We start from the raw sequence: 24,700 nt of genomic DNA on the forward strand, positions 1-24,700 counted from the left end.
AAAAGGCACGCTATAGGTTAATAGCGCCTTGACCACATCGAGACTCTGCATCGCCGGGTAATCCAAACACAGCAGGCCGAACACGGCCTGCGGCTGATTGATCAAATTCAACAGGGTGCCTATCACCAAGGCGACCTTGCCGGAGCGGCGGTATATGCCGAGTCGGATGGCGGTGCGATGCAGATCAAGTAATTTTGCAAAGCAATTACCAGCGGCGGCATTGAAGCCAATCGATTTACACATCCAGGATAACCTCTAACAAAAATGTAGATTTGGAGCGCGCTGTATGGCAAAAATCAATGCGCAAAAATCCAAGCAATTAAGCTCTGACGATGAAAATGATAAGCTAGGCTCTTTGTTCAAAACATACCATTAAGGTTATATTCTGTAAATTCTTGCACGTTTTATGTAATGCGCTGGACCTCCAAGCAAGCACTTTTGCATTGCTTGCTTAAGCCCGGATAAGGCCAAAGTCAGAGCAAAGCCCCGCCGCAGCTGCTGCCTTGGCCGGCGGTGCAACCGTAACAATGGGTGGCGGTGGCGATCGGTGCGTTTTTGAGTTGTTCCGGGTGCAATTCGCTGATATGTAGTTTGGGTTTGGTTGCGGCGCCCAATGACAAATCCAGCATCTGATTGAAATCACAGTCATAGACATAGCCTAGCCAGTCGATACTGAGGGAATTCAGGCACATCAGGTTTTCAAGGTTGTCGGCACGAAAGCTGCTTTTCAGTAAAGTCAGATATGATTCGAAGCGGCCATGACTGATCAAGGTGCTGCCAAAGCGCTGAATCGGCATATTGGCGATGGCAAACAGGCGGTTGAAGACGATGCCGTAATGTTGCTGCAAGTGCCGTTTGTACGCTAGTTCCAGTGGCTGTTGCTCAGGCGGCAACACGGCGTCTTGCGGGTTGAACACTAAATTCAATTCCAATCCGCTGTCCGGGCGGCCATAACCCAGCCGATTCAAACGCAGCAAGGCCGCCAGGCTGTCTTTGAACACACCTTTACCGCGTTGTTTGTCGACATTTTCTTCCAGATAACACGGCAGGGAGGCGACGATATTGACCTGCTGCGCGGCCAGAAATTCCGCAAGATCGGCGTATGCCGGATCTTCCAGAATGGTCAGATTGCAACGGTCAATTACCTCGATGCCACGATCACGCGCGGCTCGTACCAGATAGCGAAAATCGGCATGCATTTCCGGTGCGCCGCCGGTCAAATCCAGCGTGTGAATGTTAGCAGCTTCGGCTAAAGCCAGCACCTGATCAACGGTTTCCCGACTCATCATCTCGGTACGTTTGGGGCCAGCATTGACATGACAATGCAAGCAACTCAGATTGCACAAATAGCCTAGATTGATTTGCAACACTTCCAGCGGCTTGCGGAATAGGGCCGGAAAGTCGCTGTCGATCAGCAGAGCTTTGGTATCGTGCATGCTTAATCCTTGGAAAACCAGATGTCGCCATAAGCGGCGGCAGCCTGACCACCACCATTATCGGTATCGGTCATGATTGCGACGGCATCGATAGCGCTGATGTTTTCACCGAATAGTTGCTTGAAATCGGCCCTGATATTACGCTTTTCGGCTTGCCAAACATTTAGCGACGCTTCCGGCCCGCGTAAGGCCAACATCATTGCATGATCACCGGCAAAGGCATTGGGCCAGACGGTATCCTTTTTCGTGTTGCCAGCCCAGACATAATTGATGGCCTTGGTTTGCCAAAACGCCAGCCCGCCTTTGACCACCACATACACCCGCGCCGGGTAATCGTCACCAGCCTTGCTTTGTTCATTCAAGCCGGTCAAACGATTGCCGATGCGCCACGACCAGTTCAGGAACGGGGTTTGTTCCAGATCGATATGCTGCTCTTTGAACATGCCGGAACCGGCGGCATGACTATCGGCCGTCAATACCGTCACGCCATCAATAGCTTGCAGACGGTATTGGGTTTCGCCTTTGAAACTTTTATGCTCCCAACCCTCCAGGCGATTCTGGCTGAACTCGCCGATTGCCAGTTTAGTATCGGCAACCGCCGCGTGATGCAGCGGCAATATCGTTATTAGTAGCAACCAGACAGTTTTCATCATTAACCTACTTACATTGAGGACGCGTGTGGTTTCAGCCAGGCATCAATAGCCAAGCGTCCGCTACCACTCAATAGCAGCGAACCGAGCATGAACAAATAAACCAACGGCAATTTGTAATTGCCATAACCTTGATTGGTGATGGCATAGCCTTTCCATAATTCGGCCAATGTGTGCCACTCGGCTGACCAATGCACGGCGACGATCGCCACCACGGTTAAAATCATCAACGCCGCACTAAAAAAGCGAGTCATGAATCCCAATATCAACGCAATCGGGGCGATGATCTCCAAGCCGGTGGCCAAGGTCCAGCTAAAATCCGTGGGCAATAAGCTGAACGGAAATGGGAAGCTCACATCGGCAAACCAGTTATCGCCATGGAGTTTTTCCAGGCCGGCTTCGCCGAACTCGTAAGCCAACAACAGACGTAGAAAAATTGGCGCCAAGCCCTGTAAATTACTGTCGAAACAGCGAGAAAGCAGGCTGGGCATAGTGCATAGCCGCTCGATGCAGGAAGGAATCAGACAGGCTGTACAAGGGTCTTGGGCGGATTTAGGGAGGTTGTTCATCAGTAAGGCTCCAAAGTACAAACCGGGCGAATGTCGATAATCGCGCCCTGGCTATGTAGATCAGCCAGAATGTGCTGACCGAATTGGGTGAGTTCTAAAAATTGTGTGTCCGTGATTTCGGCTCTTCTCATCGCCTGTAGTGCCTGTAGTGCCTGTTGTCCGCTCAGGCCGTTATTTAACAGCAGGATCAGCTTGGCTGTGGCCGGGTTTAGGGCTATGAACTGCACTTGATCCTCGCTATCGCGAAAACCAAGGATATGGGTAGCCGTTTCGGGCGGTTCATTTGGTAGAAAGTTTGGACCGATGTCCTGCACCGGCCAGTGGTAGTGCAGCAATTGGATGACCGGTGCAAACACGGGCACATTGTTGAGCAATTCGGCATCGGACAACTGCTTTCGCGTGACCGGTTCGGCCTCGGCAATCGACAATTGCAATTCGATCCATTCGAAATGCGCTAGTTCGGCCAGAAACGGCCAATCATCGGGATGCTGACGTTCCTGTTGCAGATACTGCAAAAATTCGTCGGGAATCTGCCGGTAATACGGTGTCAGGCAGCGATGTTTGGCGATGAAATCCAGCAGCAATGCCCGCCAGTCATCTTTGGATAAGATGCTGTGAATGACCGGAAAACAGGCCGTCAGGCTCTCGTCGAATTTGTTGTAGAGCAGATCGACATACACGGCCAGTCGCTCGGGCGCGAATCCATTAGGTAATTGAGCCGCTTGCGGTTGACGCAAATAATTCAGAAACTGTCGTTGCTGTTGTTGAAAAGCTGGTGTCGGGTTCATGCCGCAACCTCGCTGATGCCATGTGTGCTTCGGCAATGTTGAAGACTCTGTTGCAAGGTACGAATCCGTTCCACTTCTACCAATAACTCGGCCAATGGCGGAATGTTGCTGTCTCGTTCCACCAAGGTCGGAAATACGCCAAAGCTTCGATAGGCCTCGGCCAGCAAGTCCCATACCGGTTCGATGGTGTTCTGTCCGTGAGTATCGATGATCAAGCCCGAAGGTTCCAGGTCGTGGCCGGCAACATGCCCATAAACGATGCGCTCGCCGGGCAGGCCGCGTAAAAACGCCACCGGGTCGTAGCCGTGATTGACGCTATTGACGTAGATGTTGTTGACGTCCAGATGCAGATAACAGTCGGCCTCGGCCAATACCGCATTGATGAAGCTCAGTTCGTCCATCTCCGCGTGGGGCGGCTGGACATAGTAGGAAGCGTTTTCCAAAGCAATCGGTCGTTCCAGAATGTCCTGAGTCTGACGAATACGGTTAGCGACATGCTTGACCGCCTGCTCCGTAAAAGGGATCGGGTATAAGTCATAAAAATGTCCCTCATCGCTGCAAAAGCTCAAGTGCTCGGTGTACAGGGCAAAATCGTGATGATCGAGGAATTGTTTCAGTTCGCCTAAAAACGCGGTATCGAGCGGTGCCGGGCCGCCCAACGACAGCGCCAAGCCGTGCGCCACGAAACGGTGACGCTCGGTCAGACTGCGGAACTGCTTGCCGAGACGACCACCGACGCCTACCCAGTTTTCCGGCGAAACTTCGAAAAAGGCTATGCTGTCCGGTACGTAGGCTTGTAACGCGGGCAACAGCGCCCGCCGCAAACCAAGTCCTGCGCCGGAAAGTCCGAAAACATTGGGATTGGATAGATACATCGGCGGTAGTCCCAAGCTTATTTGCCTGCGGGGGCGTCTTTAGCGCCTTCGGTTTTGTTAGCGCCGCAACTGGCTTCTTTGGCTTTGTCAGCACCGCATTTGCCTTCAGCCGCCTTATCGCCTGATGCAGCCTTAGCCTTATCGGCCCCGCATTTGCCTTCGCCGCATTTACCTTCCTTAGCTTTATCATCGGCAGCCGCCAACTGAGTAGGATTGATGCTAGACATCGCAAACGGATTTTCGCCGGCTTGAATGACGGGAGCCGCGCTCAGTAAGGTCGAAGCCAAAGCACTGCTTAAAGTCAAAGATAAGGTTTTTCTGTTCATGGTGTTTTCTCCAGGTATTTGATGAATGATCAGGACAAGCAATATTGCCTTCCTGCCCCATCAGTCGGAGTCAGTTTGAATTCCTTACAAATTTTTTCGACCTATCGACACATGAAGTCAGCGCTAAAAAAACTTCAAAGAGTGCTGTAAGGAAAGGCTGTTAAGTTGCGACTTAATCAGTGGTCAAGGCCGCATCTAATCAAATTGACTTATCCGACAAGGGCAAGCTATGAAAAACACCCATACTCAGGATTTACTGCATACGCTCTACAGCATGGCGTTTCTGGTTGAAGCCCGTGATCCTTATACCGGCGGGCATTTATGGCGGGTGTCGCAGTATTCGACGCGACTTGCTTTGGCTTGCGGGTTTTCCAAGCAGGACGCTGTTATTGCCGGGCTGGGCGGCTTTTTACATGACTTGGGCAAAGTCGGCGTACCGGACAGCATTCTTAACAATACCGGCAAACTCAGCGATGCAGAATATGCCGTGATGAAAACTCATCCGGCCTTGGGCGCTCAAGTGTTAGAGGGGCACCCTTTGGCGCCGTTGGCAATGGATGCGGTGCTAAGTCATCATGAGCGAGTTGATGGCCGGGGCTATCCGTCCGGTTTAGGCGGTAGAAAGATTCCTGAAGCCGCGCGTATCGTTGGGATTGCAGATGCCTTTGACGCGATGACCAGCACCCGGCCTTATCGGAAGGGTATGCCGGTGACAGCGGCCATCGAGCAGATCGAGATGAATTTGGACCAACAATTTGATCTGCATTTCGGTCGCCATTTCATCGAGTTGGCACAATCCAGTGAATTGGATGGGATCATCGGACACAGTGATACCGGCATTCCGATGCGCGAATGCCCGATGTGCGGACCGGTTGTGGTCGTGCATAAACACCAGAAAGCTGGCGACAAGGTGTTTTGCCGGGTATGCGGTAACGGCTTTGCTCTGGAAAAACAGCAAGGCAAGCTGGCATTGAAACCAACGATGCAAAAAGGCAACGCAGCGGATTTACAAGCGCTGATTGATCATGATTTGCTGGCAAGACTACTGGATGAATCGCTGCCGTATTTGCCGGTCGATAGTGGCGGTGGTAAAAGCTGGCTGCGGCGGTTAAGCGATTGGTTTTGAATGAGGTCAGGATTTGCCACAACACCCGGCCTGTTTGCCGTGCAACTGTATCGGCGGACAAGGGACGCTGCCATAGGAACAGAATACGCAACAATCGCCGGGCTTGGGTTTTAACAGGGTATGGCAGTTCTGACATTCGTAAAACCACTGACAGGCATCGCTGGGCATGGTCTCGGTTTTGCGGTGCCCGCAAACTGGACAGGTCAATGTAGACTCCAAAATGACTTCGTTGATAGCCATAACAATGCCCTATGATTTTTTATCCAACTGCTGCTGCAATTGCTCGGTATAGCGATGCGCGGCTTTCCGGATGAATTGAGTCTGGCTTTGAAAGTTTCTGCAGCGGGAACACATCATCACATGCACCCCTATCGCCAGGCGTTCGCCCAAGCTAAGTTTCATATCCAAACCCTGTGATACCAGGGCGGTAATATCGCGACAACTACGCATGACGATGCTCCTTTTTTGTTTTTGATTGATTGAACCAGCGAATTTCCAGGCATTCGCGCAGCCGTAATCGGGCTCTATGCATGGTGACCCAATAATTGGCGTCGCTTAAACTGGTTTCCCGGCACACTTCCTCGGCTTCCAGGCCCACCAGTTCGCGTAGCATGAATACCTTGGCCATTTTCGGCGGTAGATTGTTTTGGCACGTTTCATAGATGGCCCAGAACTCCTGTTGCTTGAGTGCCGCTTCGGGATCGTTCCAGGTGGTCGGACCGCCGTTCCAGTGGCCGTTGCTCATGAAAAACGCGTCTTCGTCTGATTCGTCCTCATCGTTATCGATTTGATCGAACTCAGCGGTGACGACTTCACGCGCACTGCGCCGCCAGTGATCGGCGATCTTGTGTTTCAAAATGCCGATGAGCCAGGTGCGTAAGCCGGCCTTGCCTTCAAAATTGGCGGACGCTTGCCACGCGGCCAGCAAGGTTTCTTGCACGGCGTCGTCAGCCAATTCAGTATCTTTTAGTTGCAGCAAGGCATAACGAAACATCACCGGCCGATGTTCGGCCAATAATGCTTCGCTCAATTGATTGGATGTGTTCATCGCGGTACTCAGCAACAGGCGCTATCAGCCTTGGCCGATTCACTGCCGGGTCCGGGTGAGCAATCGAATAAGCCGAAATGCCGGGATTTGTCGCCCAATACATGGAAGTGATCGCCGTAGCGGCTGCACGCCAGCATGTCGGCGGTGTTGCCGCAGACTCTTAACGGCCGACCGGTCTCGAAATGATGGTGGTCGTCCAGATCGAAACTGTGTGGCTGTTGATCGATAGTACCCAAATAGACAGCGACTTGGCCGAAGTCCTCACAACGATCTTCCAAAGGCATTTTAAAGGCGCGCACCGTGACCGAATCGAACTGGACCATGCCGATTTTGGCGAATACCTCGGGGTCGTCGATGCTGATGGGATTTTGCTTGACCTTGCGGACATCGGGGCAGCCTAAGTCCTGCAAAATGCGCCGAAAATCTTCCCAGTACAAGGCACCGCCCAGACACTCGCCCAGCAATACCGGGTCTTGGCGCAGTTCGACCGGGATGCGGCGGTCGGCAAACACGTCGGAAAAATACAGTTCGCCGCCCGGTTTCAACACCCGGAAGATTTCCGATAGCACACGAGGTTTTTCCGGCGATAGATTGATCACGCAGTTGGAGACCACCACATCGATACTGTTATCGGCGATACCGACCGTGGCCAGGTTTTCGATATGACCATGCAAAAACTCGACATTGGCAAACCCAAAGCGCTCGGCATGCCAGTCGCGGTGACGCACGGCGACTTCCAGCTGCTCAGGTGTCATATCCACGCCGATTACCCGGCCTGTCGGACCGACCAGTTTCGACAAAAGATAGCAGTCGCGACCAGTGCCGCAGCCCAAATCCAGCACGGTCTTGCCTTTCAGAGCCGGCGGCAACGGTGAGCCGCAGCCGTAGAAACGTTCCAGCACTTCCGGATGCAATCCCGCCAGTAGCGCTTTTAAATAGCTAGGCATGGCGTCGATACTGCAACAGGCACTGGTTTTCAGGTCGTCGCTGGATTGCAAAACCTGGCCATAATAATGGCGAACCGATTCGCTGATTTCGATACTGGTAGTCATGAGAGCTCTCGCGTTTTTATTATTGAAGATAGGCGTTTAGGTAGTATGAGATTGCGGCGGAACAGACAGCCGCACACGGCAAGGTCAAAAGCCAGGATAAGGCAATCGACGTGATCACTCCTGAATTGGCCTTGCCGCTGACCAAACCAATGCCGAATAATGAACCTACCGAAACATGGGTAGTGGAGACCGGCATGCCGAGTTTGCTGGCGGAAATCACCAACAATGCGGTCACCAGATTGGCGGACAAGCCCTGCTCGTGAGAGATGGACGTGATTTTATGACTCATGGTTTCCGCCACCCGCCGCGCATTGAATACGCCACCCAGCAGCATCACCATAGCCACCAGGATAATGATCCATTGCAAATCAAAACCGGGCGCCAGCAACAGCAAGGCGGCAATTTTCGGTGTGTCGTTGAGACCGCGAGCAAAACAAACCGCGCCGGCGCTGCAAAAATGCAGTCCATCGCGCAGGCGTTCAAGATTTAACCCCAAAATCTGGCTAGCTTGTCGCGCAACGCAAGCTTCTTGACGATCAAGCGTTAGAGACGGGACATTGATTGCCAGGGTCATATTGACGTTACTGGCCAGCGCCAGACTTTCCGGGTTTTCAATGCATAAACACAGGTTGTTAGTTAGTTGCCTATGGTTACGCCACATACTCAGACCTCGATACAACAAGCCGGCCGATAATAACGCCACAAACGGACTCAATAGCAATGGCAGCACGAAGTTGCTCAGCAACGGTGCCAGACTGATATTGCCGGATGTCGCTAATAAAGTGCTACCCGCCATGGCGCCTAATAAAGCATGGGTCGTGGAAATCGGAAAGCCGTAACGCGTCGCCAGAATCACCGTCATTCCAGCGCCGCCAGCGACGGCAATCATAAACGGTAGCGTGTGTATCAATTCGTCCGGCGCCAAGCCTTTGCCGGAAAACTTGACCAGCAAAGTCTGAGCTAAAAGCAGCGCGGTAAGCGAACCGGCCAACGTCGTCAGCGTCGCCCAGGTCAGCGCCTGCCGAAAGTTCGCGGTGCCGCTACCGAACAAACTCGCCACACCCTTGAAGTTATCATTGGCGCCGTTGGCATAGGCCAGAAAGCAAATGCTGATAAATAAAATGCTGGTGAGCATGAGAAATCTCCTGGATTGGGTCGACTAGTTGCTCTAAGTCGTCAGGAGAGGATCAAACCTTACAAAAATTTTCAGCTAATCAGAAACAATGATCATGCGCCATCACTTAAAACCATTTCCTAACCCAAAAGCGACGCCCCCAATACAAGAACAAAGGGAATAGTCCCCACCAAAGAAAATGCTCAATAGGACCACCAGACTCCACGGCATAAGGAATCACGAAAAAAGGCACCACAACCACCCATAATATCGACAGCACAACAGCAATTCGATTTTTTTTATCCAATCTCATAAACCAATTAAGACTTATATTCATAGCGCTACTCCAATTGAGTTAATCATCAGCAGAACGAAACCAAAAAGTGTGCATAAAAAGAAGCACCCACATTTAGGCCCTCGTTCCTCGAGGGATCTGGATCCAAAAGGGGATAGCCAAAATCAGTATGCAAAGCAACCATGTCGTTAACTGCTGATTATGAAACGTGTAAGCCAATGCGAATGGCAGACCTTCCATGAAATCAGGGTGAGCCTGAATAAAATCATATCCGTTCATAAACGCCTTGGTTTCACCCACTACCAATGCCAAGGCCTCGATGCTTAAAGCGAAGGCGAGTAGCTTATCAATAGGCATATGCAAATTTCCTCCCGTCATGCTGTCAAATGCCAGCGTTTGCCATTCCAATCTTCTTATCCCGATCCACATGCAAACGGCCAAACAGCACACGCCGAGCACGGGGATTGCAAATTGATCATTCGGAAAACTAAGCGTGCGGCCGTCGAAGGCTAGTCCATGGGTTTTATAGAGCGCTATCGGAATGAAAATCAGATAAACGACTCTCAATAGTTTTGCGAGTCGCCTATCATCGGGTTTGCCAGTCAATATATCGTGAAAACGCTGCATCAATAAACCGCCTAGGGCGGCATTAGCCGACACCATGAATATGGCATACGCGCGCTGCGACTCGCTGTAACTGGTGAACCAAAGAAAATTCGCGATCGTTACCAGACAAACCGAAAATGCCTGGCCCAGCGCCAAAAACAGCAATAAACGTGGCAACGAAAAACACCGTAGTTTTTTGAAGTAGGCCGCCACAATCAATAACCATAAAATTGTCGCCAAGGCAAAGTGCATGGGCCAGTTCGGGTTTTCGCTGACAGAGCCGGCTAACGACAGAATGGATTTACGATCGATGGACATCAAGCCCCAATTGGCTCCCACCACACCTTCATGCTGGCTCTTCCAGGGTTGGTTAAAGGCTTCGACGAGGTTATAGTCGAAACCATGTTGGTTTGCGACTTGCACCATGCTGCGGATGAATTTGGTTTGATTGACGATGCTGGGTCTCGCGTAACCGCGTTGCCGGCCGATACCCGGCCAACCGGATTCACCGATCAGGATAGGCTTGTTCAGCCCCATGCTGAGCATTTTGTCCTCGACTTGTTTGAATATCCTTTCAATATGCTCGGCTGCGCGATTGATTCCTATCGGTTCGTCTTCCCAGTAAGGCAGAATGTGGATGGAAACAAAATCCACTTCATTAAATAGTTGAGGGTAGCGCAGGTAGATCGACCAAACATCGGCATATGAAACCGGTTGATTGATTGCCTGTTTGACCTCGCGGATGTGCCCGATCAGGCTGTCGACGTCTAAATCATTTCGAAGCAACACCTCATTGCCGACGATAACCCTTTTCACCACATCAGGATGGGCATTGGCTGATTTGATCAATGCCTCTAGTTCTAGCGCATTGCCTTCCTTGCCGTCACCGAGCCAGCCGCCCAATATCATATCCACCCCATATTTGCGCGCAAAATCAGGGGTAGATTCCATGCCTCCGAGTGTGGAGTAAGTGCGAATGCCAAAGGTTTTGTCTGCCAAAAGTCCTAAATCTTCATCAATGTGTTCAGGTAGTGGAAATTTTTGTTTTATGGGGCTGAACCCATCCCGAAACGGCGCAAACGACAGGCTCATCAATCGACCCGAGGGTACGTCGACTCCAACATCTTCGGGTAAATTGGTAATCCACGCCAATATCCCATGAATGAATACTATAAAGATCAGGCAAAGTAGAATTTTGGTAGTTTCCCGATTAAATTTGTGTTTTGAGCTAATCATCCGCGGAACGAAACCAAAAGGCGCGCATAAAAGAAGCACTCACTATCACCACGGCAAGCGCTACGCAGGCCCACATAAAGGCGTGGACATAGCCAATGATCACCGCGCAACCCACCAGAAAAAATCCCAGCAGGCTAAACTCCCAGCCGACATGAAAACCGTTGAGCATGGTGGACAATCCCAATATCAACAGTATCACCAAGTCAGCACTAACACCGGATAACTGCCCGGATTTATTCAGAAAAGTGGCGGCAATTACGACGATGATGGTGTGTAGCCAATGCATGCCCTGTGCCTTAATGATGTCACCGAAGCTCACATCACCGCTTTTGGCTTGTAACCGGGCAACGAAAACGGACAGCAAACCAAAGACGAACACCATTAGGAGCCAATAGCCATAACCGTCATCGGGGTTAAAGTCGGTGATGAAAATGCCTACCAGCGACAACAGAACCAATAGAATAAATACCGTTTGTTCGATACCGAAGTGGCGTTTGGCGGGATTGGTCTCGTCCATTATTTCATCGTCATACATGCTTCGGGTTCCTTTGGTTATTATTAATTTGCGGTGCGGAAAATCGTCATTTGGGGTGTTGCTGAATCAATTTGGCTGCCGCGTCTTCGAGTTTCGCAAAATCGACACCGACGCTGATGACAAAACTGGAGGCTTCTTCAAAGGTCATGGTGGATCTGACGATCTTGGATTCGTGGACCATTACCGTGAATCCCGAGGTGGGATTAGGCGACGTGGGCACATACAGCACATAAAGCTCACCCTTATGATTGGTGACATAAGCCGGCACCCAGACGTCGTCCTTGGGATATTCGACGTAGACGACTTCCCGTGGCTTATCCTGGCCTTCGCCGGAAAATATGCCGATGATTTTTTTGCTCACTCGGTACACGGTACTAAGTATCGGCAACTTCTCAAGATACGATTCCAAGAGGGAAACCATATAAGTCTTTCCTTTCCCATGCCGAATCCGATAGCCTAAAAAGATCAGCAACAGAATGGTGATGGTGAACAGAAAAGCCGTCATCCAGTAGTTTTCGTAATATCCATGAACGCTCAGAAACGTATCCCGCAGCAAACGTTCGATGAGGACAACGATTTGCACGACGACCAGGATCGGCAATACCGACAGGACGCCCAACAGAAAATAGTCAAGAAATTTTCGAATGTTTTCTTTCATGTTTTACCCCTTGTGAAGTGACGTTTGTTCGGATGTAAGCATGTCTCAGACATCATCCGAAACGTTTGGTGCTCAGCAAAAACAGATCATGCTAATCGCAGGTAACGGTAATAACCTTTCAACAACATCGGCGAAAGCAGCGTGGTCATGGCGATCACGATAATCAGCGCTGCGTAGATATCGTTATTCAAAATACCCGAGGTACGGCCGAGTTCGGCAAAAATCAGGCCTACCTCGCCACGCGGAATCATGGCGATACCGATAGCCAGACGCTCCGTCCAGGGCCCACGTATTAATAGCGCACCTAACAATTTGCCGAAGATCGCAACAGCGAACAGACTGACGGAAAACCACCAAATGAATGGCGATGTCCAATCGATTTCACGTAGATTCAGGGAAAGCCCGACCATCACAAAAAATATCGGCACGAATAATTGAATGATGGGCCGCATTTGGGCTTCGATACGCCCGGTAAAATCCGCGTCTTCATGCAAAGCCATACCGAAAGGCAGAAAAAAACGTCGAGAAAGAGCAAGCCCCGCAGCAAAGCCGCCCAGTAATTCCGGCGCTCCCATTTCGTGAGCCAGCCAAGCAAAGAACAACACCAGAGAGACGATCAGGGTGGGAATCAGGCCGTCGGTCTGACTGATCTTGGCAAATTGCCGAATCACCAGGGAAATAGCTTTGGCAAACAGCGGGGCCAAAACGAAGAACATCGCGATGAAGCCTATGACCTGCATGGCATTGGCGGTGTTGATTTGACCTACCCGAGAAAAATCGTAAAGAACGGCCAGCAATACCACGCCGAGAATGTCGTCGATTACGGCCGCGCCCAATACGACTTGTGCTTCCCGGCTGTGTTGGCGTTTTAAATCGGTGAGAACGCGGACGGTAATGCCAATGCTGGTGGCGGTCAGGGTACCGCCGATGAATAGCGATTCCAGCAAACTGCGGTCGAATAGCCAGTGACTGAGACCGAAACCAAACACGAACGGCCAAACAAAGCCGCTGACCGCGACGAATAAGGCCTGCCAGCCGGTTTTTGCCAATTGGCGAATATCGGTATCCAACCCGACTTCGAATAGCAGCAATATGATGCCGATCTCGGCTAATAACTTGATGACCTGGCTCGGTTCCATCCAACCCAGCAAACTCGGACCGAGGATCACTCCGGCCAACAATTCACCCACTACCGGCGGACTTTTCAGGCGTGCGAACAATTCGCCAAACAGCCGAGCAGTCAGCAAAATGACCATCAACTGAAAGAAAAACTGATGAACTGCCTGAGCTTCCATCGCACTATCCCCTGAAGTTCTGGCTAAAGCTGTTGTTGGTTTTCCAATACTGTTTCTGGATCGCTCTTTGGCATAACGGCGTTCACTTTCCGGAAATCATCGCTGTTTGGCGATTTCACCATCATGTCTGGTGAGCCGGTGCCGATAGTGTTTTTCCCTTGCAATAACAGCATCGGCAATACCGCCAAACCGATCAAGAATGGCAGCAATAATGCTTGTTGGCCCCAACTGCAGGAAATATCCTTCAAATCCGCCGATACACTTTGGGTTGAAGCTTGCTTTGGGCCAAAATGCCCGGCCGGCAATTTCCAGGGTTTACTATCCAACCAGGCCAAGGCCTGAGCAGTCAACAACATCAGCCCTATACCCGCCAGGTTAACGAGGGTCACGCTGGCCTCATCGCGTCCCGACCAGTCCAGCGCTATACCGCCGATGTAAGACAGACTCATGCAGCACAGAAAAATCGGCAGCGATTGTTGCCCCATTCTGATGATCCAACGTGGCAGCCGCATGGATAGCCACTGGGGTTTCCATTTGAAGAGTTGATTCATCAGATAGGTCAGTGCCAGCAGGTGAACCCAGCGCAACAGTCCCAGATGGCTCTTATCCAATAATGGCTCCAGCCGTGTGCGCAACTCCCCCCAAAACGCCACTTGTCTATAAGTGGCTTCATGTCCCAGCGGAATAGATACCAACACGATAATCGCGCAAAACAGCATGAGTCCCCTATGCCTGTCAGGTATTCGCAGCCAACCGGCGCCAAACCCGAAACCGGTAAAGAACATCAATTGCCAGTTAAAGGGATTGAAATACCAGGGGCGGCCGGTAGTCGGGTCCGCCGTTAATTCCCAGTTGTATTGCCAGGCTGCGAAATAAATCAAAACCGGAAAACCCAGTGCTAATGAACGATGCAGACGGGATAACCCCCACACCATCGGCACCCACAAGATCAACACCAAATACATCGGCAAGATGTCAAAATAATTGGGGACATAGGCCAGGCTGAATATGTCCAATACAGCTTGCTGTGTGCTATCGAAGAAGTAAGCAATATTGAGTCGCTGAATGTAATCCGCATCGACCATCCAGCGGTTACCGAGCACACAAATCACTGCCATCAATAAAAACGAGGCCAAGTGCGCGGCGTAGATTTGCCCGCAGCGATGCAGCACTCGGACGCTGCCCAGCCAAAGCCCGGCCCGATCAAAGCTGCGGCCATAGGCAATCGCCGAGGCAAATCCGGACAGAAACACAAATATTTCCGCCGCATCGCTGAGCCCGAATCGTGATGGTGTGTACCAGAACCAGGGATTGGCGGGCATGTGGTTGATGAAGATAATCATCAAGGCGACGCCGCGAAAAAAATCCAGTTGCAGGTTGCGCGCTTGCACTGGATTGAGCTGTGATTCCATCGTGAATCCTTTGGCGATTAAGGCGGATCGGCTTCCGCTACGTTGTAATTATTCTGAATAAGCCCATGTGCTGATCGTCATGTCACCCTAAAATGCAGATGACACGCCCCAGCATAATTCCAGTGCAGGCCTTATGGTTCATGCCTGGATTTTTAACAAATCCTGATAATGATAGCGATGCAACCTTTCATCAACCTTTCAACACGGCAAATCAGACCGTGGTGGTTCATAAAAGATAATATCTGTCAGTCGACAATGAATATTGAAGAAGTGTCAAGTTTTGCAATGAGCGTCAGCGTCGATTATGCTAGGCCTGATGATGTAGGGACTTTTTCTAGTCGCAACTGCTTGGAGTAGGTCATGAATCCCCCCAAAACATCCTGGCACCATCTTTCACCAGAAGCCTTGCAGACTCGCCTGCAGGTGGATATTCAGCAAGGTTTGAGCGAAACTGAAGCACAGCGGCGTCTTGGTCAATATGGCCCCAATCGTCTGACTCCGCGACGCGGAAAAAGCCCGTTACGCTTGCTGCTCGAGCAATTTCATCAACCGCTGGTTTATATCCTGCTGGTTGCCGCGGCCGTCACTGCTTTTTTGCAGGAATGGGTCGATAGCAGCGTGATATTTGGCGTGGTACTGGTCAATGCCATTATCGGCTTTATTCAGGAAGCCAACGCCCTGAAAGCGATTGATGCGTTGAGCCGAGTGTTGACGATCACCTCCACGGTGTTGCGCGACGGCCAACGCCGCGCCATTTCCGCAGATGAACTGGTGCCCGGCGATGTCGTGTTGCTGCAATCCGGCGATAAGGTGCCCGCCGACTTGCGTTTATTGCAAATCCGCGAACTACAAATCGACGAATCGGCACTGACCGGAGAATCGGTGCCGGTAGAAAAGCGTCTGGCTACGCTGGAGGTTGCCACAGTGTTGGCCGATCGTTGCAACATGGCGTATTCCTCGACTCTGGTGACCTATGGCAGCGGACTGGGCGTGGTGGTGGAAAGCGGCGACAGCACCGAGATCGGTCTGATCAATCGCATGATTGCCAGCGCCACCGATCTGGAAACGCCGCTGACTCAAAAAATAAGCCAGTTCAGCCGATTGTTGTTGTGGGTCATCGTCGGTCTTGCGGTTGTCACTTTTGCCGTGGGCGTTTGGCGCGGCCATGCCATGCTGGACATGTTCATGGCCGCGGTGGCGCTGGCGGTCGGCGCAATTCCCGAAGGTTTGCCCGCCGCGTTGACGATTACCCTGGCGATCGGCGTATCCAGGATGGCAAAGCGCAACGCCATCATCCGAAAACTGCCGGCAGTGGAAACCCTGGGCAGCACCACGGTGATTTGTTCAGACAAAACCGGCACGCTGACGCAAAATCAGATGACCGTGCAAGTCCTGTTTGCGGGCGGCGAATTGTTTGAAGTCACCGGCACGGGCTACGCGCCCGATGGCGAGTTGCGCCGCAACGGGGCACCTATTGTTCCACAACAGCATCCCGCTGTGCTGGAATGTTTGAAAGCCGGGTTGTTATGCAACGATGCCCGGCTGCTTGCCGGAGCCGACGGTTGGCGCATAGAGGGCGACCCCACCGAAGGCGCATTGTTGGTGGCAGCGCACAAGGCTGGCTTGCATCATGTCAGCGTTAGCGCCGAACATCCTCGCCTGGATAGCATTCCGTTTGAATCCCAGCATCAATTCATGGCCACGCTTCATCACAATCGAGCCATGGATGCACGCCACGTTTATTTGAAAGGTTCGCTGGAAAGTCTGCTGGCCCGGTGTGACGCGGCTTTTGATAGTCAAATGCAGCCGACGGCATTGGATAAAGCCTTGTTGCAACGCCAGGTTGAGAGCATGGCTGCACAGGGTTTGCGGGTGTTGGCGTTTGCCCGTGCCGACCACCACTATGACGTGGTCCAGCATGACGAAGTGATGAGTGGCCTGACGTTTCTGGGCTTGCAAGCCATGATCGATCCACCACGCCCGGAAGCCGCAGTTTCAATCGCAGCCTGTTACCAGGCTGGGATTCAAGTCAAGATGATTACCGGCGACCATCCCATCACCGCTCAGGCGATTGCCAGGCAATTGGGCATGCAAGGCACGGAGCAAGTCATCAGCGGCGCCGAATTACAGAATATCGACGAAAGCCAACTTCCCGAACGGGTGGCAAAGTGTTCCGTTTACGCTCGCATCGCTCCGGAACAAAAACTGCAACTGGTAAGGGTGTTGCAAGCCCAAGGCCATGTGGTGGCGATGACCGGCGACGGAGTCAACGACGCGCCGGCACTGCGTCAAGCCAATATTGGCGTGGCGATGGGATTAAACGGCACTGAAGTCGCCAAGGAGGCAGCCGACATGCTGCTCACCGACGACAATTTCGCCACCATTGAAGCCGCCGTGGAGGAAGGCCGTGGTGTGTTCGACAATCTGGTGAAATTTATCGTCTGGACCTTGCCGACCAATCTTGGCGAAGGCTTGGTCATCTCCGCCGCCATACTCGCCAATGTGGCATTGCCGATTACCCCCGTGCAAATTCTTTGGATCAACATGTCCACGGCTGTGCTGCTGGGGCTGATGTTGGCTTTTGAGGCTAAGGAACCCGGCTTGATGAAACGCAAACCGCGAGAACCAGAACAACCGATCTTGACTAAACACCTAGTATTTCGTATTTGCCTGGTCGCGACCCTGCTGTTGATCGGCGCCTACGGTCTGTTCGAATGGGAGTTGTCGCACGGAGAATCACTGATGAAAGCCCGTACGGTGGCCGTGAATGTGTTTGTCTTCGGCGAGCTATTTTACTTGTTCAACTGCCGTTCGCTTCGGTATTCGATGTTTCACGTCGGGGTAATTTCCAATGGGTGGCTGATATTCGGCGTATGCTGCATGACCCTACTGCAATTGCTGTTTACCTACTGGCCGCCCATGCAGAAATTGTTCGGCAGCGCGGCCATTGGTTATGATGAGTGGCTGCTGATTATTGGTATAGGTATTGCGATCTATGCAACCGTCGGTGTGGAAAAATTCCTGCTGCGACGCCGAAGAGGCGCTTGATCAGCGAGGGATTGTTTTCAAGGGGCGATGCAAGTTTTGAACGACGGCAGTTCTTTTATCGTATTAGCGGGGGCTTTGGGTTATGAAAAGAATTTTATGGGCGGTGTTCGCCATAGGCTTAATAGGCCTGTATTTCGTTAACATGGCGATGCTGAAAATGCCGTTTTTGAATTGGGAGTGGGGGAAACATGCGGCGATTCGATTTTTTCTGGGCTTTTTTATTTTAGGTGTCAACGCTTTTTATGCTCAGAAATTAAAATTTACCAGTGCGCTTAAAGTAATATTGGCCATAGCCTTTCTGGATTATTTGTACGATTACTATATAGAAGCCTATAGGCTTAATTTTGAAATCATTTTGCATGGCTTGTACATGATCGTGTGGGGCTCGATAATGGGTTATCTTGCATGCAAGGACTTCAACAACAAGGAATAATAAAATAATCGCGCAATGTCATTCGATTGCAAGAAATGTTGATACAGGGGCATGCCAATGGGGGGTATTGTTGCCTTAATAGAAAACCATATTGAATATGCTCCATGGATAATATTTGGTTTGTTATTACTGGCCGGTTTTAATATCCCTATTTCTGAAGATGGCATGCTGTTCGTGGCGGCAACTTTCGCGTCGAGAAACCCTGAGCACATGCCGCATTTGTTTGCTGCGGTTTATGCCGGGGCTTATGGTTCGGACCTGATTTGCTACGGCTTGGGCAGAGTATTGGGACCGCGACTACGTCATTGGCGTTTTTTTTCGAAACTAATGGATAATAACAAAATCGACAAGGTATCGGACTATTATCGAAACTATGGCATATTGACACTGTTATTCGGACGATTCGTGCCGTTTGGCATCCGAAACCTGTTGTTTTTGACTGCGGGGCTTGGTCGAATGAATGCCGTTAAATTTGCGGCAGCCGATTTTTTGGCCTGCTCGGTGTCGGTAATGGTGTATCTCAGTGTTTATTATCACTATGGACAAAAAATCGTCATAATTATCCAGGAAGTGAATATCGCCATTTTTATTTTGGCGCTGTTGATCGGCGCTTATCTTTACTTTAAAAAAGCGAGGGCGAGTAAGGCATAAGCCGGCAGCCACCAGCGGTTACCTTGAATGATAACCGCTAAATTGCTGGATGGTGTTGGCACGCCGACGTGCCGCGAAAAGAGGCCTCAAGCACCGGGTATTTTCGACAATGCGGTTATTTTGTCTTCTTTACAATTTTTGGTTTCGTCTGTTTTTCTAATTTGGCGGTAAAGGTTTGAATTGGTCGTTTCAGGTTTCGGCCTTTGGTTGCTTTTTTCATGGCGTTGATGACGATAGGATTGGGCGAAAAAAACTCCGGCGTATTCCACTGGCTCCATTTGTATTTGATAGTGATTAAATCATCCGTATCAATATTGGCAACATTGCCGTTTTGCGTTGCTGTGTTGTACATACCCCAGTTATTCTGGCCCAACACCTTATAAGACCAAGTTGTCCAGTGGCTTCCAGATTCAGTCAATTTTTTAAGCCCGTAATTCCAGGATTCCGCATTTCCGAATAGCGTGAATTCCCCGACAAAATGCGGTACGTTATATTTTGTACCCCATACTTTAGCGTCCCTTATCCAACCATCCACAGCTTTTTTCATCACCGTGAAGTCTTCATTGTCTTGCCATTGGTAATAGTGCAGAGAATAGACGACGTTGTGCCAATGTTTCTCTCGGGGATTCGGCAGCGTATTCCACCACCATATAGCTTCCATGATGATGATGTGGTCTGGATCTACCTTGCGGATAGCGTGATACAGGCGGTCATAAATGCTAATTACGCTAGAACCCATGGGACCGGGAAAGGTCTCCGAGGGTTCATTGAGCAGGTCATAACCGGCCACAGCGGCATTGCCTTTAAAACGCCTGGCCAGGGTTTCCCAAAATTCTACCAGTTGATTCTGATAGAACGGACTGGAATAAAGCAAAGAGCCGTTTTGTCGGCCTGAATGATGGGTTCCATTTTGTGAACCCGGCGCACCATGCAGATCAAGTATGGTGTAGAGCCCATATTGCCGTGCTTTATTTACGGTCCATTCAATGCGGGATAAATCAATGGCGCCGGTATCATCCAGTCTCCAGTTACCTTCATCATCCATAAGGTTAAGTGCATAGATTGGCAGGCGGATACAGTTGAGACCGGCATCGGCGATGTTCTTGAAATCGATTTCCGTGATCCAGGAATCCCAGTAAGTGTTGTACAGATCCCAGACAGCCTCTTTACCAAAACGATCATTTAGAATATTGCGCGCATCCCACTCGTTTGATGCCCCGGTTAATGGTGACATCCAGGGTTCATGCATCTTCCAACCACCCAGATTGGTGCCGTAAAGATAAACCTTTTTACCCTTGCCATAATGGTCCCTGATGTTTTTTCCATTCACTTTCAGGAAATCTGAAGCGGAATAACATAAAGGCGACGATAGCATCAGCGTCCAGAGCAAAACCTGTACTCTAGCCAGCGTCGTCATAAGATTTCCTCGCACGGCCCAGCCAAAGACCTCTGCGACACGAACAGCGTGCATAGCCGACTGTCCCGGCAACTCCAGACAGGAAAACACACATTTCCGCCGCGTCGCTTAATCTGAGCCAAAGCCTCTTTGTAGTGAAATCGGGAATTGACCGGCATGTGGTTGATGAAGATAACCATTAAGGCAAAACCACTTAAGAATCCAGTTGCGGATTACCTGCTGGTACTGGATGGGGTAGTGATTCCATGATGAATCCTGTGCGAATGGGGCGAACCAAGTTTCGCGGTGTGATAATTATTCTGAATACGCCCATGGTGTGATTCTTGATGCACCCTAAAATGCAGACAACACGGCATGCCCTGATTCCAGTGTTTACCGTATGTATCAGACCTGGATTATTAACAGACTAATAGCAATAATAGCACCGCAAGCTTTCATCAACCTTTCAACACGGTAAACTTTTTGATGAGGATTTTATTGGTCGAAGACGATGCCGTGTTAGGTGACGGTCTTTCCCGGAGCCTTGGCGACTGGGGATTTGATGTCACACTGGCGGTGACGGGCAATTATGCCGACAGTGCGCTATGCACACAGCCTTATGACATGGTAATCCTCGACCTGGGTCTGCCTGACATGGATGGACGCGATGTATTACGGCAACTACGGGCCCGAAAGTCAGCCATTCCGGTATTGATACTCACTGCCCGCGATGGCCTTAATGATAGAGTCGGCGGTCTGGAGTTGGGCGCCGACGATTATATGACCAAGCCTTTCGAACTGCGGGAACTGGAGGCTCGGGTGCGAGCTTTACTGCGTCGCAGTCATGGCGGTTTTAGCCACGACATTGTGTTTGGCCGATTGTGGCTGGATATCCGCAGCCAGCAGATTATGACCGATGCCATGCCTATGACCTTGCCGCCACGGGAATATGGCGTGCTGGAAGCCTTGTTGCTGCAAGCCGGACGCGTAGTGAGCAAGGACAGCATTGCCCAGCGCCTGGCGGTGCGTTCCGAAGAACTGGCCGACAACGCTATCGAAGTCTATATCCATCGTTTGCGTAAACGTTTGGAGCCTTTGGGCATTGGCATCCGCACCCTGCGTGGATTGGGCTATCTGTTGGAGCAAAACGACGATGCGTAAACCTCAAAGCTTGCGGGCGCAGCTGTTGTCACGACTGACGCTACCGCTGCTCGTGGTGGTGATTCTGGATGCCTCGGTGTCATATTTCGTGGCGTTGCATTATGCCGACCAGGCTTACGATAGCTGGTTGCTGGATTCGGCAAAATCCCTGGCGCAACAGGTCAAGGCTCAGAAGGACAAAGTCACCTTCGAACTGCCGCCCATTGCCGTCGAAGTGTTTCGTTGGGATGCCATGGACAAAACCTTTTTCAAGGTGGAATCCGAGGCGGCCGGCTTTATCGCCGGCGACAAAGGACTACCCAGTCCGATGTTGGCGACCATGGCTAATAATGAGCCGTTTTTTTCCGACGGCGAAATCCAGGGACAAACAGTCCGGATTGTGTCGGTGCTCACCGCGCCGACGGCTGATGACACCGACGATGTGCTAATTTCCGTGGCCGAAACCCTCAAAAAGCGGCGCAGTATGATGAATGAAATTTTATTAGCGGTAGTGCTGCCACAGCTTTTACTGGTGTTGATTACCGGTTTTCACATCTGGACCGGTATCAACCGGGGGCTCGGTCCTCTCAACGATCTGGCAAAACTCATCGCCCAACGTTCGGCCAGAGACTTAAATCCAATTTCGGATGCCGGTGTGCCGCTGGAAGTCCGTTCGTTGACCCATACCATCAATGCCTTGCTGGATCGGCTCGGCGCTAATCTGAAGACGCAGCAGCGTTTCATCGAAAATGCGGCACATCAACTGCGCACGCCATTAGCCGGTTTGAAGGTACAGGCGGAACGGGCGCTGCTAGCCGATAACCTTGAAACCATGAAGCCGGCTCTGGCGCATATCAAAAACTCTGCCGATCGGGTCGCGCACCTCAGCACGCAATTACTAGTCTTAGCTCGCTCGGAGTCGGTATCACACAGTGTTCAGGTGTTTGAGTCTATAGATTTAGTCGGATCTGCTCGAAGTTGCTGTATGGACTGGGTGCCGAAAGCATTGGAACGCAACATCGAATTGGGATTTGATGCACCGACTGCGGCGGTTCGAGTAGTTGGAGACGAAGCATTGCTTCGAGAACTGCTCAGCAACCTATTGGATAACGCGAATTGTTACGGTAATCCGGGCGGACACATCAGCGTAAAAATCGAACCCAGCCTTGAGCCGCGATTGATCGTTGAAGATGACGGCCCTGGCATCCAGGCAAACGAAGCAGACAGAATTTTTGAGCGTTTTTACCGAATTCCGGGCAGTCGTGGAGAGGGTTGCGGACTGGGGCTGGCAATCGTCAAGGAAATCGCCGACCTGCATGCGGCTCAGATCAATGTCAGCAGCGGGCCACGCGGCAGGGGCACCCGAATTGAAATTGTCTTCGGCAGTTGCTTATAAAAACAAAATATTACGGTACTTCTTGAAGTTTGATTCTACTATTGAAAGGTTCGTGAAAGCTTGGGCGGTTAGAATGTCGCCGCAATTCCTTTGAAACACTCGAAATTGCAATGTTTTCTAAAAATCACATCAGACAGCTCAGTTATTTGATTTGTTTTGTCTCCGTCATCCTGCTGACATCCGGTTGTACTTGTCACAATCCAGCGCCTATAGATCAGTCCTCGTCGACGACAGCCTAAAACCGAAAATCACCTTTGGCTTTCCGGAAGCGCACTTCATTAAGATAGCCAGTCACGTTGGCTGAGGTATGCCGAAATTGCGGTATTCACTACGAGGCTGCAAATAAAATTTAGGGATGGCGCATAACATCAAAACATGCGGTCCAAGAAGGTTTGAATAAATAAGCTGTTGAAAGGTTGATGAAAGGTTTAATCGTTAGGATGCTACGGCTATAGCAATATTCCCTAAACCCCCTGGCGTTTTCATCGAATCGACATGCGTTGTACCTACTTGTTTTGCCTTATCAGTTTTCTGTTTATTTCCGGCTGCGAGCAGCACAATCCGGAGCCAGAGACTCAATCAAGCCCTTCGGAACAACCGTCGGCCACTGCCAAGCGAACGGTTTCACTTCGCCCTGATTCGCTCCCGTATATCAAAGTCCAGGAAATTCAACCGGAAGCCTTCGCGGGGACGATTTCAGCGCCGGCCCGTGTCGATTTTCGGGCTCAGGCCATCTCCACGGCAGGTACGGTAGTTGCCGGGCGTATCACCAAGATTCATGTGCAGATCGGCGACCGGATTAAGGCCGGGGCGCCCCTGGCGACGCTGGCCAGCGGCGAAGCGACGCAAATGCGTTCGGATTATGCGCGTGCAGCAGCCGAATTGGCTCGTGCCGAGGATCATTTACGGCGGCAAATGGAAATGCAGCGCACGGGGGTGGGGCTTGAGATTGAGCGGGTGGAAGCCGAAACACAACTCAAGCAAGCTAAAACGGAGTTGGAGCGTAGCCGCGATTTTCTAAAACTGTTGGGTGATGGATCGGCTGCTGAAGTCATCGTGCGTGCGCCCATGGACAGCATGATTCTGAAGGCGCATGTCTCGACAGGCGCAGCAGTAGAACCGGGAGCGCCCTTGTTCGATCTGGGTGAGCCTTCCGCTGCGTGGATTATCGCCGACGTGTTTGAGAAAGATTTGCTGTTGGTGGAAAAAGGCGCCAAAGCCATCATTGAACTGGCCTCTTCGCCGGACCCCATCGTCGGGCATGTAGTGGCGGAAAGCGCTGCCATTCAGACCGACTTGCGGCGGGCATCGGTATTCATCGAGCCGGATGATCCGAAGATCCCGTTGCGGCCCGGTATGTACGCCAGAGTCGTGATCGAAGCGTCGTCCCCCAACCAGATTATTCTGCCCACGGCGGCGATACTCATTAAGGATGGCCGCGAAACCCTGGTTTACGTGGAAACGGCACCCAATGTTTTTGAAGCCCGTCCGGTACAAGTGGGTCAGGCTCGCGAGGGTATGACGCCGGTGCTAAAAGGCCTGTCCGGTGGTGAACGCGTCGTGGTCAGCGGTGCGTTACTGCTGGACGGCGAAGCCTCTTTACTGCTGTAGGAGG

26 protein-coding genes are annotated in these 24,700 nt (G+C 51.2%); 7 read left to right on the forward strand and 19 right to left on the reverse strand.

The window, feature by feature from the left end; translation table 11 throughout:
- From A1332_RS12055 to A1332_RS12085, 7 genes are all read right to left on the reverse strand, one after another.
- A partial coding sequence (locus A1332_RS12055) for a hypothetical protein (RefSeq protein ID WP_064008741.1) occupies positions 1–243 on the reverse strand: 243 nt, incomplete at its 3' end.
- Between the two features lie 230 nt (positions 244–473).
- The gene (gene arsS / locus A1332_RS12060; protein WP_064008742.1) at positions 474–1,436 is read right to left on the reverse strand and encodes an arsenosugar biosynthesis radical SAM (seleno)protein ArsS; all 963 of its coding nucleotides are present in this window, start codon (positions 1,434–1,436) and stop codon (positions 474–476) included.
- A gap of 2 nt (positions 1,437–1,438) precedes the next feature.
- Entirely contained in the window at positions 1,439–2,086 is a 648-nt protein-coding gene (locus A1332_RS12065; protein ID WP_419865991.1) for a DUF3047 domain-containing protein, read from the reverse strand.
- An 11-nt stretch (positions 2,087–2,097) separates the two neighbouring features.
- A complete protein-coding gene (locus A1332_RS12070; protein ID WP_231890277.1) occupies positions 2,098–2,655 on the reverse strand; it encodes a DoxX family protein in 558 nt (185 codons plus the stop codon).
- On the reverse strand, positions 2,655–3,443 hold the full coding sequence (locus A1332_RS12075) for a DNA-binding domain-containing protein (RefSeq protein WP_064008745.1): 789 nt from the start codon (positions 3,441–3,443) through the stop codon (positions 2,655–2,657). The genes A1332_RS12070 and A1332_RS12075 overlap by 1 nt, the downstream gene beginning before the upstream one ends.
- Positions 3,440–4,318 carry a DUF692 domain-containing protein gene (locus A1332_RS12080; RefSeq protein WP_064008746.1) on the reverse strand — a complete coding sequence of 293 codons (879 nt, stop codon included), beginning with the start codon at positions 4,316–4,318 and terminating at the stop codon, positions 3,440–3,442. The genes A1332_RS12075 and A1332_RS12080 overlap by 4 nt, the downstream gene beginning before the upstream one ends.
- Positions 4,319–4,335: 17 nt before the next feature.
- Positions 4,336–4,644, reverse strand: coding sequence for a hypothetical protein (locus A1332_RS12085; protein ID WP_064008747.1), 309 nt, complete (start codon positions 4,642–4,644; stop codon positions 4,336–4,338).
- 229 nt (positions 4,645–4,873) lie between these two features.
- On the opposite strand from A1332_RS12085, the gene A1332_RS12090 reads away from it, so the two are divergent.
- The gene (locus tag A1332_RS12090; protein WP_064008748.1) at positions 4,874–5,770 is read left to right on the forward strand and encodes an HD-GYP domain-containing protein; all 897 of its coding nucleotides are present in this window, start codon (positions 4,874–4,876) and stop codon (positions 5,768–5,770) included.
- A gap of 6 nt (positions 5,771–5,776) precedes the next feature.
- Here the strand turns inward: A1332_RS12090 and A1332_RS24795 are convergent, their stop codons facing one another.
- The 11 genes from A1332_RS24795 to A1332_RS12135 all read right to left on the reverse strand — a co-directional run bounded on the left by A1332_RS24795 (position 5,777) and on the right by A1332_RS12135 (position 15,021).
- Positions 5,777–6,004 carry a GDCCVxC domain-containing (seleno)protein gene (locus tag A1332_RS24795; RefSeq protein WP_082879671.1) on the reverse strand — a complete coding sequence of 76 codons (228 nt, stop codon included), beginning with the start codon at positions 6,002–6,004 and terminating at the stop codon, positions 5,777–5,779.
- 15 nt (positions 6,005–6,019) lie between these two features.
- Complete coding sequence (locus A1332_RS12095; RefSeq protein WP_064008749.1) at positions 6,020–6,220, reverse strand: zf-HC2 domain-containing protein; 201 nt, start codon at positions 6,218–6,220, stop codon at positions 6,020–6,022.
- Positions 6,213–6,818 (reverse strand): sigma-70 family RNA polymerase sigma factor, encoded by a 606-nt coding sequence (locus tag A1332_RS12100; protein WP_064008750.1) that lies wholly within the window; start codon positions 6,816–6,818, stop codon positions 6,213–6,215. Before A1332_RS12100 ends, A1332_RS12095 begins: the two co-directional genes overlap by 8 nt.
- Before the next feature lie 8 nt (positions 6,819–6,826).
- Entirely contained in the window at positions 6,827–7,870 is a 1,044-nt protein-coding gene (locus tag A1332_RS12105; RefSeq protein ID WP_064008751.1) for a methyltransferase domain-containing protein, read from the reverse strand.
- Between the two features lie 19 nt (positions 7,871–7,889).
- On the reverse strand, positions 7,890–9,005 hold the full coding sequence (locus tag A1332_RS12110; protein WP_064008752.1) for an inorganic phosphate transporter: 1,116 nt from the start codon (positions 9,003–9,005) through the stop codon (positions 7,890–7,892).
- 106 nt (positions 9,006–9,111) lie between these two features.
- The gene (locus tag A1332_RS25310; RefSeq protein ID WP_157204003.1) at positions 9,112–9,321 is read right to left on the reverse strand and encodes a hypothetical protein; all 210 of its coding nucleotides are present in this window, start codon (positions 9,319–9,321) and stop codon (positions 9,112–9,114) included.
- Between the two features lie 72 nt (positions 9,322–9,393).
- Entirely contained in the window at positions 9,394–10,836 is a 1,443-nt protein-coding gene (locus tag A1332_RS12115; RefSeq protein WP_231890278.1) for an exo-beta-1,3-glucanase, read from the reverse strand.
- Between the two features lie 277 nt (positions 10,837–11,113).
- The gene (locus A1332_RS12120) at positions 11,114–11,656 is read right to left on the reverse strand and encodes a hypothetical protein (RefSeq protein ID WP_064008754.1); all 543 of its coding nucleotides are present in this window, start codon (positions 11,654–11,656) and stop codon (positions 11,114–11,116) included.
- Positions 11,657–11,702: 46 nt separating this feature from the next.
- Complete coding sequence (locus tag A1332_RS12125) at positions 11,703–12,314, reverse strand: DUF502 domain-containing protein (protein ID WP_064008755.1); 612 nt, start codon at positions 12,312–12,314, stop codon at positions 11,703–11,705.
- 86 nt (positions 12,315–12,400) lie between these two features.
- On the reverse strand, positions 12,401–13,609 hold the full coding sequence (locus A1332_RS12130; protein ID WP_064008756.1) for a cation:proton antiporter: 1,209 nt from the start codon (positions 13,607–13,609) through the stop codon (positions 12,401–12,403).
- A 23-nt stretch (positions 13,610–13,632) separates the two neighbouring features.
- Entirely contained in the window at positions 13,633–15,021 is a 1,389-nt protein-coding gene (locus tag A1332_RS12135) for an OpgC family protein (protein ID WP_064008757.1), read from the reverse strand.
- Between the two features lie 360 nt (positions 15,022–15,381).
- Between A1332_RS12135 and A1332_RS12140 the strand changes: the two genes are divergently transcribed.
- The 3 genes from A1332_RS12140 (at position 15,382) to A1332_RS12150 (ending at position 19,153) form a co-directional block, all read left to right on the forward strand.
- Complete coding sequence (locus A1332_RS12140; protein WP_064008758.1) at positions 15,382–18,069, forward strand: cation-transporting P-type ATPase; 2,688 nt, start codon at positions 15,382–15,384, stop codon at positions 18,067–18,069.
- 82 nt (positions 18,070–18,151) lie between these two features.
- A complete protein-coding gene (locus A1332_RS12145) occupies positions 18,152–18,502 on the forward strand; it encodes a hypothetical protein (RefSeq protein WP_064008759.1) in 351 nt (116 codons plus the stop codon).
- A gap of 57 nt (positions 18,503–18,559) precedes the next feature.
- On the forward strand, positions 18,560–19,153 hold the full coding sequence (locus tag A1332_RS12150; RefSeq protein ID WP_064008760.1) for a DedA family protein: 594 nt from the start codon (positions 18,560–18,562) through the stop codon (positions 19,151–19,153).
- A 115-nt stretch (positions 19,154–19,268) separates the two neighbouring features.
- On the opposite strand, the gene A1332_RS12155 is transcribed toward A1332_RS12150, so the two are convergent.
- Positions 19,269–20,570 carry a glycoside hydrolase family 5 protein gene (locus A1332_RS12155; RefSeq protein ID WP_197491449.1) on the reverse strand — a complete coding sequence of 434 codons (1,302 nt, stop codon included), beginning with the start codon at positions 20,568–20,570 and terminating at the stop codon, positions 19,269–19,271.
- Between the two features lie 465 nt (positions 20,571–21,035).
- Between A1332_RS12155 and A1332_RS12160 the strand changes: the two genes are divergently transcribed.
- The 3 genes from A1332_RS12160 (at position 21,036) to A1332_RS12170 (ending at position 24,696) form a co-directional block, all read left to right on the forward strand.
- Positions 21,036–21,710, forward strand: coding sequence for a response regulator transcription factor (locus A1332_RS12160; RefSeq protein WP_064008762.1), 675 nt, complete (start codon positions 21,036–21,038; stop codon positions 21,708–21,710).
- Positions 21,703–23,085, forward strand: a complete 1,383-nt coding sequence (locus tag A1332_RS12165; protein ID WP_064008763.1) for a sensor histidine kinase — start codon at positions 21,703–21,705, stop codon at positions 23,083–23,085. Before A1332_RS12160 ends, A1332_RS12165 begins: the two co-directional genes overlap by 8 nt.
- Positions 23,086–23,580: 495 nt before the next feature.
- Positions 23,581–24,696, forward strand: coding sequence for an efflux RND transporter periplasmic adaptor subunit (locus tag A1332_RS12170; RefSeq protein ID WP_064008764.1), 1,116 nt, complete (start codon positions 23,581–23,583; stop codon positions 24,694–24,696).
- Positions 24,697–24,700: the final 4 nt, after the last annotated feature.

Source organism: Methylomonas methanica, from assembly GCF_001644035.1.
GTDB lineage: Bacteria > Pseudomonadota > Gammaproteobacteria > Methylococcales > Methylomonadaceae > Methylomonas > Methylomonas methanica_A.

Bases quoted from the DNA above. Each gene is read 5' to 3' on its own strand.
- arsS (WP_064008742.1), bottom strand. From the start codon at position 1,436: ATGCACGATACCAAAGCTCTGCTGATCGACAGCGACTTTCCGGCCCTA.
- A1332_RS12065 (WP_419865991.1), bottom strand. From the start codon at position 2,086: ATGAAAACTGTCTGGTTGCTACTAATAACGATATTGCCGCTGCATCAC.
- A1332_RS12070 (WP_231890277.1), bottom strand. From the start codon at position 2,655: ATGAACAACCTCCCTAAATCCGCCCAAGACCCTTGTACAGCCTGTCTG.
- A1332_RS12075 (WP_064008745.1), bottom strand. From the start codon at position 3,443: ATGAACCCGACACCAGCTTTTCAACAACAGCAACGACAGTTTCTGAAT.
- A1332_RS12080 (WP_064008746.1), bottom strand. From the start codon at position 4,318: ATGTATCTATCCAATCCCAATGTTTTCGGACTTTCCGGCGCAGGACTT.
- A1332_RS12085 (WP_064008747.1), bottom strand. From the start codon at position 4,644: ATGAACAGAAAAACCTTATCTTTGACTTTAAGCAGTGCTTTGGCTTCG.
- A1332_RS12090 (WP_064008748.1), top strand. From the start codon at position 4,874: ATGAAAAACACCCATACTCAGGATTTACTGCATACGCTCTACAGCATG.
- A1332_RS12095 (WP_064008749.1), bottom strand. From the start codon at position 6,220: ATGCGTAGTTGTCGCGATATTACCGCCCTGGTATCACAGGGTTTGGAT.
- A1332_RS12100 (WP_064008750.1), bottom strand. From the start codon at position 6,818: ATGAACACATCCAATCAATTGAGCGAAGCATTATTGGCCGAACATCGG.
- A1332_RS12105 (WP_064008751.1), bottom strand. From the start codon at position 7,870: ATGACTACCAGTATCGAAATCAGCGAATCGGTTCGCCATTATTATGGC.
- A1332_RS12110 (WP_064008752.1), bottom strand. From the start codon at position 9,005: ATGCTCACCAGCATTTTATTTATCAGCATTTGCTTTCTGGCCTATGCC.
- A1332_RS25310 (WP_157204003.1), bottom strand. From the start codon at position 9,321: ATGAATATAAGTCTTAATTGGTTTATGAGATTGGATAAAAAAAATCGA.
- A1332_RS12115 (WP_231890278.1), bottom strand. From the start codon at position 10,836: ATGGAATCTACCCCTGATTTTGCGCGCAAATATGGGGTGGATATGATA.
- A1332_RS12120 (WP_064008754.1), bottom strand. From the start codon at position 11,656: ATGTATGACGATGAAATAATGGACGAGACCAATCCCGCCAAACGCCAC.
- A1332_RS12125 (WP_064008755.1), bottom strand. From the start codon at position 12,314: ATGAAAGAAAACATTCGAAAATTTCTTGACTATTTTCTGTTGGGCGTC.
- A1332_RS12130 (WP_064008756.1), bottom strand. From the start codon at position 13,609: ATGGAAGCTCAGGCAGTTCATCAGTTTTTCTTTCAGTTGATGGTCATT.
- A1332_RS12135 (WP_064008757.1), bottom strand. From the start codon at position 15,021: ATGGAATCACAGCTCAATCCAGTGCAAGCGCGCAACCTGCAACTGGAT.
- A1332_RS12140 (WP_064008758.1), top strand. From the start codon at position 15,382: ATGAATCCCCCCAAAACATCCTGGCACCATCTTTCACCAGAAGCCTTG.
- A1332_RS12145 (WP_064008759.1), top strand. From the start codon at position 18,152: ATGAAAAGAATTTTATGGGCGGTGTTCGCCATAGGCTTAATAGGCCTG.
- A1332_RS12150 (WP_064008760.1), top strand. From the start codon at position 18,560: ATGGGGGGTATTGTTGCCTTAATAGAAAACCATATTGAATATGCTCCA.
- A1332_RS12155 (WP_197491449.1), bottom strand. From the start codon at position 20,570: ATGACGACGCTGGCTAGAGTACAGGTTTTGCTCTGGACGCTGATGCTA.
- A1332_RS12160 (WP_064008762.1), top strand. From the start codon at position 21,036: ATGAGGATTTTATTGGTCGAAGACGATGCCGTGTTAGGTGACGGTCTT.
- A1332_RS12165 (WP_064008763.1), top strand. From the start codon at position 21,703: ATGCGTAAACCTCAAAGCTTGCGGGCGCAGCTGTTGTCACGACTGACG.
- A1332_RS12170 (WP_064008764.1), top strand. From the start codon at position 23,581: ATGCGTTGTACCTACTTGTTTTGCCTTATCAGTTTTCTGTTTATTTCC.